This window comes from Paraburkholderia caffeinilytica, from assembly GCF_046030355.1.
GTDB classification, from domain to species: domain Bacteria; phylum Pseudomonadota; class Gammaproteobacteria; order Burkholderiales; family Burkholderiaceae; genus Paraburkholderia; species Paraburkholderia caffeinilytica_B.
The window spans coordinates 70,562-83,618 of record NZ_JAQQCQ010000032.1 but is presented as its reverse complement, the minus strand read 5'-3'; the positions used below and the strand labels follow the sequence as shown (position 1 = coordinate 83,618).

The window sequence follows — 13,057 nt, the reverse complement described above, 5'->3', positions numbered from 1 at the left end:
GTGTAATACATGAACCTGACGATCATCGGTAGTGGCTACGTAGGCCTCGTGACGGGCGCATGTCTGGCCGACATCGGCCACGACGTGTTCTGTCTCGACGTCGATCAGCGCAAGATCGACGTGCTCAACAACGGCGGCGTGCCGATCCATGAACCGGGTCTGCAGGAGATCATCGCGCGCAATCGCAAGGCCGGCCGCCTGACGTTCTCGACCGACATCGAAGCCGCGGTCGCGCACGGCGACATCCAGTTCATCGCGGTCGGCACGCCGTCCGACGAAGACGGTTCCGCGGACCTGCAATACGTGCTCGCCGCCGCGCGCAACATCGGCCGCCATATGACGGGCTTCAAGGTGATCGTCGACAAATCGACGGTGCCGGTCGGCACGGCTTCGCGTGTGCGCGACGTGATCGCCGAAGAACTGGCCGCGCGCAACGCGAGCCACATGTTCTCCGTGGTGTCGAATCCGGAGTTCCTGAAGGAAGGCGCGGCGGTGGAAGACTTCACGCGTCCGGATCGCATCGTGCTCGGCTGCGATGAAGACGTGCCCGGCGAAAAAGCGCGCGAGCTGATGAAGCGCCTCTATGCGCCATTCAACCGCAATCGCGAACGCACGCTGTACATGGATGTGCGCTCGGCCGAGTTCACCAAATACGCGGCTAACGCGATGCTCGCCACGCGTATCTCGTACATGAACGAGCTCGCGAATCTGGCCGATCGCGTCGGCGCGGATATCGAAGCGGTGCGCCGCGGCATCGGTTCCGATCCGCGCATCGGCTATGACTTTCTGTATGCCGGTTGCGGCTATGGCGGTTCCTGCTTCCCGAAAGACGTGCAGGCGCTGATTCGCACCGCAGCCGACCACAAGGCCAACCTGCGCATTCTCGAGGCGGTGGAAGCCGTCAACGACACGCAGAAAAAGATCCTCGCGCAGAAGATCGTCGACCGTCTGGGAGAAGACCTGTCGGATCGCACCTTCGGCGTGTGGGGCCTCGCCTTCAAGCCGAACACGGACGACATGCGCGAAGCGCCGAGCCGTCCGCTGATCGCCGAACTGCTGCGCCGCGGCGCGCGCGTGAAAGCCTACGACCCGGTCGCGATCGACGAATCGAAGCGCGTGTTCGCGCTCGATCTGAAGGACGTGCCGCAACAGCACGCGCGCCTGTCGTTCGTGAACGAAGAGATGGACGCGGCCGTGGGCGCCGATGCGTTGGTGATCCTCACTGAATGGAAGGTCTTCAAGAGTCCGGATTTTGGATCGCTCAAGGAAATCCTCACCACGCCGCTGATTTTCGACGGCCGCAATCTGTACGAGCCGGACGCGCTGCTCGAACTCGGTATCGAGTATCACGCGATCGGCCGTCAGCACGCGCTGCGCAATGCACCGGCGAAGGTCGGCGCGAACGGCCTGCCGGGCACGGTCGATGCGGTCGAAGTGGCCGACACCGTCGAGACCGGGCAGTAAGCCGTCGCGCCACTACGCCTCATTAAGGAGCCCGCCATGTTCGCCAACGTTCTGATCGTCTGCCACGCCAACGTGTGCCGTTCGCCCGCAGCCGAGATGCTGTTCAAGGCCAGGCAGCGTGTGCCGTCGCGGCAGTCTTCAGCGCCGATCGCGTTTCATTCGGCGGGCCTGCGCGCCACCAACGGCCACGCCATGGACCCGGTGATGCGTCGCCTGCTCGCCGAGCAGGGCGTCGCCTCCGGCATCCACTATTCGCGGCGCCTCGACCGCCGGCTCGTGCGTTCCGCCGACCTCGTGCTCGTCACCGAGCGCGCGCAGGTGAGCGCGGTCGAAGCGCTCGATCCGGCCTCGCGCGGCAAGGTCTATCCGCTCGGCAAGTGGGAAGACGATTCCGACGTCGCCGATCCGCACGGCGGCAAGGAAGCCGACTATAGGGAGAGTCTCGTGCTCATCGAACACCTGGTCATGGGATGGCTGAAGAAAATATGCTGATGAAAAAACGCACTGCACACACATTCGCGAACGTCGATTTCACAGGTTTTAAGTCGAAGTTCGCCGCCACGCTTTTGCTGACGTCCTTTCTGTCGGCCTGCGCTACCGCACCTGGCAATTACCTCGACACGTCCCGTCTGAAAGACGACGGCCAGCATCAAAGTCAGCAGGCTAACGAAACCTATCCGGTTCATCTGATCGACGGCCCGCTGGTTGCGGCGCAAGCGCAGGCGCAAGCCTCTGCCGCGCAACAGGCGCTGCCGGTTTCGCGCTATAGCGATCCGTCGCAGTACGTGTACCGGCTCTCGCCGCAGGACATTCTCGGCATCACCGTGTGGGACCACCCGGAGTTGACCACGCCGCAGGGCAGCACGCTGTCCGCGGGCGGCAACACCACGCAGTGGATCGGCGGCGCCCTGCAGCAGCCGTATACCGCTGCGCTGCCGGGTCAGGCCGATCCTTACGGCCAGACCGTCGCGGCCGACGGCACGATCTTTTTCCCGTTCGTCGGCCGCATCCGGGCCGCGGGCAAGACCGTGGGCGAGTTGCGCGATCAGTTGAGCGCCGGCCTTGTGCGCTATATCCGTAACCCGCAGGTCGACGTGCGCGTGCTGTCGTACCGCGGCCAGAAGGTGCAGGTGACCGGCGACGTGAAGACGCCCGGCCCGCTCGCCATCAGCGACGTGCCGCTCACGCTGGTCGACGCGATCACGCGCTCGGGCGGCACGAACAGCGACGCCGACATCCAGCGGGTGCGCCTCACGCGCGACAACAAGCTGTATGTGCTCGACGCCAACCGCATGCTCGACCAGGGCGACACCACGCAGAACGTGATGCTGCAAAACGGCGACGTGATCAACATTCCGGACCGCAGCGACAGCCGCATCTTCGTGATGGGCGAAGTAAAGACGCCGATCCAGCTGCCGATGTTGAAGGGCCGGCTGACGATCGCCGACGCGCTCACGCAGTCGGGCGGCATTCTCGACACGGACGCCAATCCGCGCCAGATCTTCGTGATGCGCGGCATGCGCGAGCATCCGACCACGCCGGACGTGTACCGCCTCGACATGACGCAGCCCGACGCGATCATGCTGTCGTCCCAGTTCCAGTTGCAGCCGATGGACGTCGTGTATGTGGGCACTGCCGCGTCGACCACGTTCAACCGTGTGTTGCAGCAAGTCCTGCCGACCATCCAGACGTTGTTCTACCTGAAGCAACTGACGAAATGACCGTCTGAGCCGTCGACAGGCCCGCGCCGCTCTCACAGGGCGCGGGACCGAAGCAAACGCCGAGGCAAGCGCGCAAGCCCATGCCAAAGCACACGCTGAAGCCCACGCCGAAGCAACCGAAACGGGATCGAATTGTGAGCAATCAAATCTCTCCACACATGGCCGGTCCGATCAAGACCGAAGAAGAGGACGTCGTCCTCGGGCAACTGGTGCAGGTGATCCTCGACGACATCTGGTGGCTGATCGCAATCGCCGGTGTGATCGTCGCGCTGGCCGCCGCGTACTGTTTCCTCGCCAAGCCGATCTATTCGGCCGACGCGCACGTGCGGGTCGAGCAGTCCGACAATACCTCGCAGGCGCTCACGCAGACGCAGACGGGCGCGGCGATCAGCAGCGGCTCGACTTCCCTGCCGACCGACGCCGAAATCGAAATCATCAAGAGCCGCGGCGTAGTCGGTCCGGTGGTCCAGCAACTGAAGCTGAACTTCAGCGTCGCGCCGAAGACGATTCCGCTGCTCGGCAGCATCGCCGCGCACATGGCGACGCCGGGGCAACCGGCGCGGCCGTGGCTGGGTTTGTCGTCGTACGCATGGGGCGGTGAGGAGGCCGAGGTCGATTCGCTCGACGTGGTGCCTGCGCTCGAAGGCGAGAAGCTGACGATGAAGGTGTTCGACGATCAGCATTACGAGCTGTACGCAAAGAACGGCTCGCTGCTGCTGCGCGGCCAGGTGGGTCAGCAGGAGCAGGGCGGCGGTGTGACGATCCTCGTCAGCAAGCTGGTGGCCCGCCCGGGTGAAGAGTTCACCGTGACGCGCTTTAACGATCTCGACGCGATCACCGCGTTCCAATCGGCCATTACCGTGCAGGAGCAGGGCAAGCAGACCGGCGTGATCCAGATCTCGCTGGAAGACAAGAGCCCGGAACACGCCGCGCTGGTGGCCAATGCGCTCGCGCAATCGTATGTGCGTCAACACGTATCGAACAAGCAGGTCGACGCGAGCAAGATGCTCGACTTCCTGAAGAGCGAAGAGCCGCGCCTCAAGGCCGACCTCGAACGCGCCGAAGCTGCGTTGACCGCGTACCAGCGTCAATCCGGCTCGATCAATGCGAGCGACGAAGCCAAGGTCTACCTCGAAGGCAGCGTGCAGTACGAGCAGCAGATCGCCGGTTTGCGTTTGCAGATGACGCAACTGGCCGAGCGCTACGGCGACGACCACCCCATGCTCGTGGCCGCGCGCCAGCAGATGGCCGAACTGGAAGCGCAACGCGCCAAATACGCGGACCGCTTCCGCGATCTGCCGGCGACCGAAGTGAAGGCCGTGCAGCTGCAACGCGACGCGAAAGTGGCGGAAGACATCTACGTGCTGCTGCTCAACCGCGTGCAGGAGCTCTCGGTGCAGAAGGCCGGCACCGGCGGCAACGTGCATATCGTCGACCAGGCGATGCGCCCGGGCGCGCCGGTCAAGCCGAAGAAGGTGCTGATCCTGTCGGCTGCGGTGATTCTGGGCCTGATCTGCGGCACCGGTTTCGTGTTCCTGCGCCGCAATATGTTCAAGGGGATCGACGACCCCGACCATATCGAGCGGGCGTTCCATCTGCCGGTGTACGGTCTCGTGCCCTTGAGCGCCGAACAGGCCGTGCTCGAAAGCAGCTTCCAGCGCGGCGGCGAGCGCCTGCGCTCGGTGCTGGCGAATGCGCGGCCGAAGGACGTCACGATCGAAAGCCTGCGCAGCCTGCGTACGTCCATGCAGTTCACGATGATGGACGCGAAGAACCGTATCGTCATGCTGACGGGCCCCATGGCCGGTGTCGGCAAGAGCTTCCTGACGGTCAACCTGGCGGTGCTGCTGGCGAACTCGGGCAAACGCGTGCTGATGATCGACGGCGATATGCGTCGCGGCGTGCTCGAACGGTACGTGGGCGGTGTGCAGGACAACGGCCTGTCGGAATTGTTGAGCGGGCAGATCTCGCTCGAAGAAGCGATCCGCGCCTCGAACGTCGAAAATCTGAGCTTCATCTCGTGCGGCCGTCGTCCGCCGAATCCGTCGGAACTGTTGATGTCGCCGCGTCTGCCGCAGTACCTCGACGGCCTCGCCAAACGCTACGACGTGATCCTGATCGACACGCCGCCGGTGCTGGCCGTGACCGATGCGTCGATCATCGGCGCGTATGCCGGTTCGACCTTCTTCGTGATGCGCTCGGGCGTGCATAACGAAGGCGAGATCGCGGAGTCGTTGAAACGTCTGCGCGCCGCGGGTGTGCACGTGCAGGGCGGCATTTTCAACGGTATGCCGGCGCGTTCGCGCGGCGGTTACGACCGTGGCTATGCAGCGGTCCAGGAATATTTGAGCACCTGAGTCTGAGCATTTGAGCCACCTGGCAAAACCCGGCGTTCCGATGCCAGCGCAAACACGAGAGAAAAGGACATCACGATGAAAGTGACGGTACTGGTTCCGACTTACCGCCGCCCGGCCGACCTGGCGCGCTGCCTCGCGGCGCTGCAACGGCAGTCGCGCGCGCCGGACGAAGTGGTGGTGGTCGCGCGCGCCGACGACGAAGCGACGCACATCTGCCTGCGCGATCCCGCCGTGCCGGGCAGGCTGCCGTTGTCCGTCGCGCTGGTAGATGTGCCCGGCCAGGTCGCGGCCCTCAATCGCGGGCTGGATGCGGCCAATGGCGACGTGATCGCGATTACCGACGACGACGCCGCGCCGCACGTCGACTGGGTCGAACGGATTGCCGCGGCGTTCGGGAGCGACGCGCGTCTGGGCGCACTCGGTGGTCGTGACTGGGTGCATGAAAAAGGCCGCGTGCTCGACGGCGAGCGGCCGCTGGTCGGCAAGGTCACGGCGCACGGCAAGATCATCGGTAATCACCACCTTGGGGTCGGCGGCGCACGCGAAGTCGACATCCTGAAGGGCGCCAACATGAGCTACCGGCGCGAGGCGGTTCGCACGATCCGCTTCGATCAGCGTCTGCGCGGGGCGGGCGCCCAGGTTCACAACGACATGGCCTTCAGCCTCGCCGTGAAGAACGCCGGCTGGAAGCTGATGTACGACCCGCGCGTAGCCGTCGACCATTTCCCGGCCGAACGTTTCGACGACGACCGGCGCGACGCGCAAACCATGGCGGCGTTGCGCAATGCCGCCTTCAACTTCCACCTGATCCTGCGCGACCAGTTGCCGCCGCTGCGCCGCGAGACCGCGTGGTGGTGGTGGACGCTGGTGGGCACGCGCGTTTATCCGGGCCTCACGCATGCCGCGCTTGCGCTGATGTCGAAACAGGCACGCCTGAGGCTGTCGCGCTGGCGCGCGGTCCGCACCGGGGCGCATGAAGCGCGCCGCGCGTTGTCACGGACGGCGTGAGCGCCGCGTGACCCAATCGTCCTGCACGTTCGTGCATCGGTACTGGCGCCTGTTCGCGCCAGCCGATGCCCCTTTCCACCGGCAGAGCGGAGTGTCTGCATGAGTACGAAAGTACACGTTCATCTGTTTTATGGCGCCGACCCGCGCTTTTACCGTCCGGGCGACGATATCGGTTGCCTGTACGGCTATCACCACGCGGAATCCGACGCGTTCGCGCTTACGTATTCGCAGGACGCGCGCGAGAGCAAGCCGGTGCGTTTGCTGCGCCGCGGGCTAAAAGCGGCGCTCGGGTTCGACTTCATTCATACGTGGCGCAATCGTGCCGAGATGTTGCGCTCGGACGTGATCTGGACGCATACCGAGCAGGAATGGCTCTCCGCCGCGTTAATGCTGCTGCTGAGCGGCCGCAAGGCCGGAGATGCTACTGGCCCCTTGCTGTTGGCGCAAAGCGTGTGGCTGCTCGATAAATGGCCTTCCTATGGGATTCTGCGCAGGTGGCTGTATCGCAAGCTGATGACGCGCGCCGATCAACTGACCACGCTTGCCAGCGAAAACGCCGAACTGTGCCAGCGCTATTTCAACCGCGAAGCGAAGCCGCTTCTCTACGGCCTGAACACGCAGGATTTTCCCGTCAAAGTGCCGACCGGGTGGACGCCGCACACGCCGATCCGTATCGCCGCCATTGGCAACGATCGCGACCGCGACTGGGAGACGCTCATCAAGGCTTTCGGCAACGATGCGCGCTACACGGTCAAGCTCGCGACACGCCGGCGGATTCCCGCTTCGCTGCGCGCGCCGAATGTCGAGATCGCATTGTTCTCGGGCATTAAAAAGCAGCACGAACTCTACGACTGGGCCGACCTGATCGTCGTGCCGTTGCGGCCGAATTCGCACGCCTCGGGCATTACGGTGATGCTGGAAGCGGCGGCGGTCGGCAAGCCGATGGTGGTCACCAACGTCGGCGCATTGCAGGATTACTTTCCGGCGGGCGAGGTGGCGTATATCCCGCCGTTCAACCCGCAGGCGTTGCGTGAGGCGGTGGACCAGTTGGCCGCTTCGCCTGCGGATGCGTTGCACCAGGCACAGGCGGCGGCTGCCGGTTTGCTGTCGCGCGATCTGACCACGCAGAACTATGCGATGCAGCACGTGAGAATGACGCAGGAGATGCTGCGGGCGAGGGCTGCGTCACGCGGGCGCGTGATGGCCGGTACGGCCGACGCCGATGCCGTGGCAAAGGCGCCGCGTACGGCGGCCACCGCCACGGCGGTGAACCAGCCGGCGCGAGTCCGCGCGGGCAGCCAGGGGCCACGCCAACGCTCTGGCCCGCGCGAATCACGCGGAGGTCTCTAAACGATGTCGACGATTGCGCGAGGCGGCGATAACGCGGAGCGGGTACTGTCCGGCGCCCGCAAGGAGTGGTTGCCGGAGGCCTTACTGTGGCTGATCACCGTGATGCTGATCATCGCGCATCAGGGCACGGTCCTCACGCTCGGATTCCCGGTGCTCGCGATCCTGACGGGCCTGTGGCTCTATTTCAAGAGCCCGGCGCGCTACATCGGTTTCATGTGGTGGCTGTGGTTCCTGAGCCCGGAAGTGCGGCGTCTTGCCGACTGGTCCAAAGGCTCGTTCACGCCGACCAGCCTGATCCAGGTCGCGCCGCTCGCGGTGACGATGATCAGCGCGTTCTCGCTGCTGCGCTACTACAAGCTGCTTTCGCAGCGGCGCGGCCTGCCGGTGCTGCTGATTCTGATGGGGCTCGCCTATGCATTCATGATCGGCGTGATGTCGAGCGGTCCGCTCGCCGCGACTTATGACCTCGCGAACTGGCTCTATCCGATCCTGATCGGTTTTCACATCATGGCACACACGCGCCAGTACCCGAAGTACCGCGACACCATCGTCAATACCTTCATCTGGGGCATGCTGGTGATGGGCGGTTATGGCCTGATCCAGTTCTTCATCATGCCGCCGTGGGACGCGCTGTGGATGCTCGGTTCGCAGATGAATTCGCAAGGCGACGCCGTGCCGATGGGCGTGCGCGTCTTCAGCACGATGAACTCGTCGGGACCGTTCGCGTTCGCGATGATGGGGGCAATGGTCTACGTGATGGCGGCGACGCACCGGGTACGCTGGGTCGCGGCGGCGCTCGGCTTCTTTTCGTTCGCGCTGAGCCTCGTGCGGTCGACGTGGGGCGGCTGGGTGATCGCGCTTCTGATCCAGCTGGTCAAGTCGAACAACAAGGTGCGCGTGCGGATCGTTGCGAGTGCGGTATTGCTTGCCGGTCTTTGCGTGCCGCTGCTCACGGTCGGGCCGGTTGCCGAGCGGATGCAGGCGCGCCTGAACACGCTCGTCAACCTGAGCGACGACCAGAGCTACGCCGCGCGTAACGAGTTCTACGCGACCTTCGCGAAGACCGCCTTCACCGACGTCTCCGGCGAAGGCATGGGCGCGACCGGCACCTCGACCAAGCTCTCGAACGACGGCGGCCAGCTCGGCCAGTACGGCAACTTCGACAGTGGCGTGATGAACATCCCGTTCGTACTCGGCTGGCCCGGTACGTTGCTCTACATGTCCGGCATCGTGTGGCTGGTGGTCCGCGCGGCGCTCGCCTCGTTCAAGCTGCGCAACGACAAATTCGTGTCCGCCTGCCTGAGCCTCAGTCTCGCGACCTTCGCAATGCTGGTGTTTACCAATTCGCTGGTCGGCACCGGCGGCCTGCTGCTTTTCATGAGTGTTTTTTCGATCCTTTCCGCGGTGCATTACGAAAAGATGAACCGCAGACGCACGCTATTTCTCCACGGAGGCACTGATTGAGAGTCGCCATTGTCACGCACGTCGTACGCCATAACGACGGCCAGGGGCGCGTCAACCACGAGATTGCGCGCGCCGCGCTCGATGAAAACATCGGTGTGACGCTGGTCGCGTCGCACGTTGCGCCGGATTTGCTCGCGCATCCGAACGTCCGCTGGGTGCCGATGAAGATCGGCCGCTGGTGGCCCACCAATCTGCTGCGCCAGCAGGTGTTCGCGTTCAAAAGCGCCTTGTGGTTGCGCGCGCATCGCCGTGAATTCGACGTGCTGCACGTGAACGGTTTCATCACGTGGATGCCCGCCGACGTCAACACCTCGCACTTCGTGCATAGCGGCTGGTTCGGCAGCAAGTACTACCCGTTCGGGCTTACCAAGGGCGTGTGGTCCGCGTATCAGTCGGTTTATACGCGTTGTAATGCGCTGCTCGAACGCTGGGCTTACCGTCGCTCGAAGGTGATCACGGCGGTATCGCAAAAGGTCGCCGATGAGATTCGCGCGATCGGGCTGACACCTCATAACCGCGTCGACGTGATTTACAACGGCGTCGATACGCAGGGCTTCGCAGCCGCCACGGGCGACCGCGCGAAATTCGGCTTGCCGGCGGACGCATTTCTGCTGCTGTTCGTCGGCGACCTGCGCACGCCGCGCAAGAATCTCGGCACGGTGTTGAAAGCGCTCAAGCATCTGCCCGAACACGTGCAGATCGCGGTGGCCGGGTTTCTGCCGGGCAGTCCGTATCCGGAAGAAGCGAAGGCGCTCGGCATTGCGCATCGCGTGCATTTTCTGGGGCTGGTCAAGGAGATGCCGGTGCTGATGCATTCGGTCGACGCGTTCGTGTTTCCGTCGCGCTACGAGGCGATGAGCCTGTCGCTGCTCGAAGCGATGGCCGCGGGCCTGCCGGTGGTCACGGCGCGTACGGCGGGCGGTGCGGAGATCATCACGCCGGAATGCGGCATCGTGCTCGACGACCCGGACGACCCCAAGGCATTGGCAGGCGCCGTCGCGCGCCTTGCTGAAAACGACGACGCGCGCCGCGCGATGGGCGTCGCCGCCAGCGAACTCGCGACTGGCTTCGGCTGGGCGCGGATGGCCGCGCAATACATCGCACTGTACCGGCAACTGGCGGGGCAGCAGAAAGACCGCCGACGCAGCGAAGCGGAAGCGGCGGCGGTCGCCAGGACCGACGCGCTGACGCTGAACACGCTGGCCGGACAGACAAACCACCATAACGCACAGGGGCAACAATCATGACCACAAGCTCAATCAAATCGCTGCAGATCGGGATGCACTGGTTTCCCGAGCGCGCGGGCGGCCTCGACCGCATGTACTATTCGCTGGTCGGCGCATTGCCCGGCGCGGGCGTCGCGGTGCGCGGCGTGGTGGCGGGATCGCCTAAAGTCGCCGCGGACACCGGTGGCGCGATCAACGGCTTCGGCTCCGCCGCGCAGTCGCTGCCGCTGCGATTGATGGCGGCACGCCGCGCGCTGCGCCAGGAGATCAGCACCTCGCGTCCCGACGTGATTTCGTCGCACTTCGCGCTGTACACGTTTCCGGGTCTCGACGTGACGCGCGGCATTCCGCAGGTCTCGCATTTTCAGGGACCGTGGGCCGACGAGAGCCACGTGGAAGGCGCCGATTCGCTTGGTCAACGCGCCAAGCGCTATCTGGAGCAATCGGTGTATGCGCGCTCGTCGCGGTTGATCGTGTTGTCGGAGGCGTTCGGCAAGATTCTGACTTCGCGCTATCGCATCGCGCCGGACCGCGTGCGCGTGGTGCCGGGCTGCGTGGATGTCGAGCAGTTCAATTTGCCGATCACGCCGGCCGAGGCGCGCCTGAAACTGCAACTGCCGCAGGACCGGCCGATCGTGCTGGCCGTGCGGCGTCTGGTGCGCCGCATGGGTCTGGAAGATCTGATCGATGCGGTGAAGCTGCTCAAGCGCACCGAACCCGATGTCCTGCTGTTGATCGCGGGCAAGGGGCGCCTGGAAGGCGAGTTACAGACGCGTATCACCGAGGCGGGTCTCGAGGACAACGTGAAGTTGCTGGGCTTCGTGCCCGATCAGCATCTGGCGGCGCTATACCGTGCGGCGAATATCAGCGTGGTGCCGACGGTGGCGCTGGAAGGCTTCGGGCTGATTACCGTGGAATCGCTGGCTTCCGGTACACCGGTGCTGGTCACGCCGGTGGGCGGTTTGCCGGAAGCGGTGGCGGGTTTGTCGCCGAATCTGGTGTTGCCGGCGACCGGCGCGAAGGCGATCGCTGAAGGCCTGGCAGGTGCGTTGAACGGCTCGCTGAAGTTGCCGGATGCCGATGCTTGCCGCCGCTATGCCCGCGAGAACTTCGATAACGCGGTGATCGCGAAACGGGTGGCCTCGGTGTATAGCGAGGCGATTGCGGCGGGCGGGGTGCATTGAAGGACAACCGGGAGCGGTTGCGGCGGGTCGGATGCATTGAAAGACAACCCGGCGCGTTTGCGGCTTGTTTGCGGCTTGTGATACCTGCCGCAACCACGCCGGCGTTACATCGCGCGCCCGACGATCAGCGGGTCCACCACGCCGACCGCCTCGGCGTCGCGATTCGCATACGGCAGCTTATGCAGCACGTAGCGCATGGCATTGAGCCGCGCGCGCTTCTTGCAATCGGAGCGGATCACGGCCCACGGCGCGTCGGCCGTATCGGTTTGCGCGAACATCGCCTCTTTGGCCTGAGTGTATTCGTCCCATTTGTCGAGCGAGGCGAGGTCGACGGGGCTCAGCTTCCATTGCTTGAGCGGATGAACCTCCCGTTCCTTGAAGCGGCGGCGCTGTTCTTCACGGCTTACCGAGAACCAGAACTTGACGATATGCGTGCCGCTGCGCGCAAGGTGCCGCTCGAACTCGGGCACTTGCTGCATAAAATCGCCATACTCCTGCGGCGAACAGAATCCCATGACCCGTTCGACGCCGGCGCGGTTGTACCACGAGCGGTCGAACAGCACGATCTCACCCGCGGTGGGCAGATGCTGGACGTAGCGCTGAAAGTACCATTGGCCGCGTTCCGACTCGCTCGGCTTTTCCAGCGCGACGACCCGCGCGCCGCGTGGATTCAGATGCTCCATGAAGCGTTTGATCGTGCCGCCTTTGCCCGCCGCGTCGCGGCCTTCGAACAGGATCACGACGCGCTGCCCCGTTTCCCGCACCCAGGCCTGCAACTTCAGCAATTCGACCTGCAAGCGATATTTCTGCTTTTCGTACGCGCGGCGGGACATCAGATTGCGGTACGGATAGCCGCCTTCGCGCAGCGCCGGCGACAGTTCGTCGTCTGGATGGCGCACGGCGCCCGCATGCCAGGTGGCAGGATTGCCTTCGAGCAATTGCATGCGTAGCGCCTTCGCTTCGTCGGGCGAGAGGCCGTCCAGCAGTGTCTTGATGGTGCTTATTACACCACCCGGTTCGCGTTCGGTTTGGGTTTGCCCCGCGAGCACGCTTTCCATACCGTTCACGATAAAGGCGTTGGCGGCTTCCACCGAGCGGCTGGTTTCGCTGCGCTCGGCGGCCCGCGCTGCCTGATTGGCGCGCGCCGCGGCTGCACTGATGAAGTCGCCAGGCGAGTCGGTTTGCGAGTCGTCACGGGCAGCGTCGCGAATGTTGACGGCGACGTCGCCGTGGCTGACGAGCTGAGGCGCGGGTGCGCGTTGGCGGATTTTGTCCTGCTGGGA

The 13,057-nt window shown here is 64.5% G+C and carries 10 protein-coding genes; 9 read left to right on the top strand and 1 reads right to left on the bottom strand.

The features are described 5' to 3' along the window. Positions 1–9: 9 nt before the first annotated feature. The 9 genes from PQQ95_RS32950 to PQQ95_RS32910 all read left to right on the top strand — a co-directional run bounded on the left by PQQ95_RS32950 (position 10) and on the right by PQQ95_RS32910 (position 11,774). Positions 10–1,464, top strand: coding sequence for a UDP-glucose dehydrogenase family protein (locus PQQ95_RS32950; RefSeq protein WP_408445603.1), 1,455 nt, complete (start codon positions 10–12; stop codon positions 1,462–1,464). 36 nt (positions 1,465–1,500) lie between these two features. Continuing rightward, positions 1,501–1,956 carry an arsenate reductase/protein-tyrosine-phosphatase family protein gene (locus tag PQQ95_RS32945; RefSeq protein ID WP_408445600.1) on the top strand — a complete coding sequence of 152 codons (456 nt, stop codon included), beginning with the start codon at positions 1,501–1,503 and terminating at the stop codon, positions 1,954–1,956. Continuing rightward, on the top strand, positions 1,950–3,185 hold the full coding sequence (locus PQQ95_RS32940; protein ID WP_408445613.1) for a polysaccharide biosynthesis/export family protein: 1,236 nt from the start codon (positions 1,950–1,952) through the stop codon (positions 3,183–3,185). Before PQQ95_RS32945 ends, PQQ95_RS32940 begins: the two co-directional genes overlap by 7 nt. A 158-nt stretch (positions 3,186–3,343) precedes the next feature. Then, the gene (locus PQQ95_RS32935; RefSeq protein WP_408445610.1) at positions 3,344–5,542 is read left to right on the top strand and encodes a polysaccharide biosynthesis tyrosine autokinase; all 2,199 of its coding nucleotides are present in this window, start codon (positions 3,344–3,346) and stop codon (positions 5,540–5,542) included. A gap of 75 nt (positions 5,543–5,617) precedes the next feature. Continuing rightward, on the top strand, positions 5,618–6,550 hold the full coding sequence (locus PQQ95_RS32930) for a glycosyltransferase family 2 protein (protein WP_408445597.1): 933 nt from the start codon (positions 5,618–5,620) through the stop codon (positions 6,548–6,550). Between the two features lie 99 nt (positions 6,551–6,649). Continuing rightward, entirely contained in the window at positions 6,650–7,900 is a 1,251-nt protein-coding gene (locus PQQ95_RS32925; RefSeq protein ID WP_408445595.1) for a glycosyltransferase, read from the top strand. Positions 7,901–7,903: 3 nt separating this feature from the next. Next, positions 7,904–9,364, top strand: coding sequence for a glucose-6-phosphate isomerase (locus PQQ95_RS32920; protein WP_408445592.1), 1,461 nt, complete (start codon positions 7,904–7,906; stop codon positions 9,362–9,364). Beyond that, positions 9,361–10,611, top strand: a complete 1,251-nt coding sequence (locus PQQ95_RS32915; RefSeq protein WP_408445589.1) for a glycosyltransferase family 4 protein — start codon at positions 9,361–9,363, stop codon at positions 10,609–10,611. Before PQQ95_RS32920 ends, PQQ95_RS32915 begins: the two co-directional genes overlap by 4 nt. Then, complete coding sequence (locus PQQ95_RS32910; protein WP_408445586.1) at positions 10,608–11,774, top strand: glycosyltransferase family 4 protein; 1,167 nt, start codon at positions 10,608–10,610, stop codon at positions 11,772–11,774. The genes PQQ95_RS32915 and PQQ95_RS32910 overlap by 4 nt, the downstream gene beginning before the upstream one ends. Before the next feature lie 104 nt (positions 11,775–11,878). On the opposite strand, the gene ppk2 is transcribed toward PQQ95_RS32910, so the two are convergent. Then, positions 11,879–12,934: a polyphosphate kinase 2 gene (gene ppk2 / locus PQQ95_RS32905; protein ID WP_408445608.1), complete on the bottom strand. Its 1,056-nt coding sequence runs from the start codon at positions 12,932–12,934 to the stop codon at positions 11,879–11,881. Between the last annotated feature and the right edge of the window lie 123 nt (positions 12,935–13,057).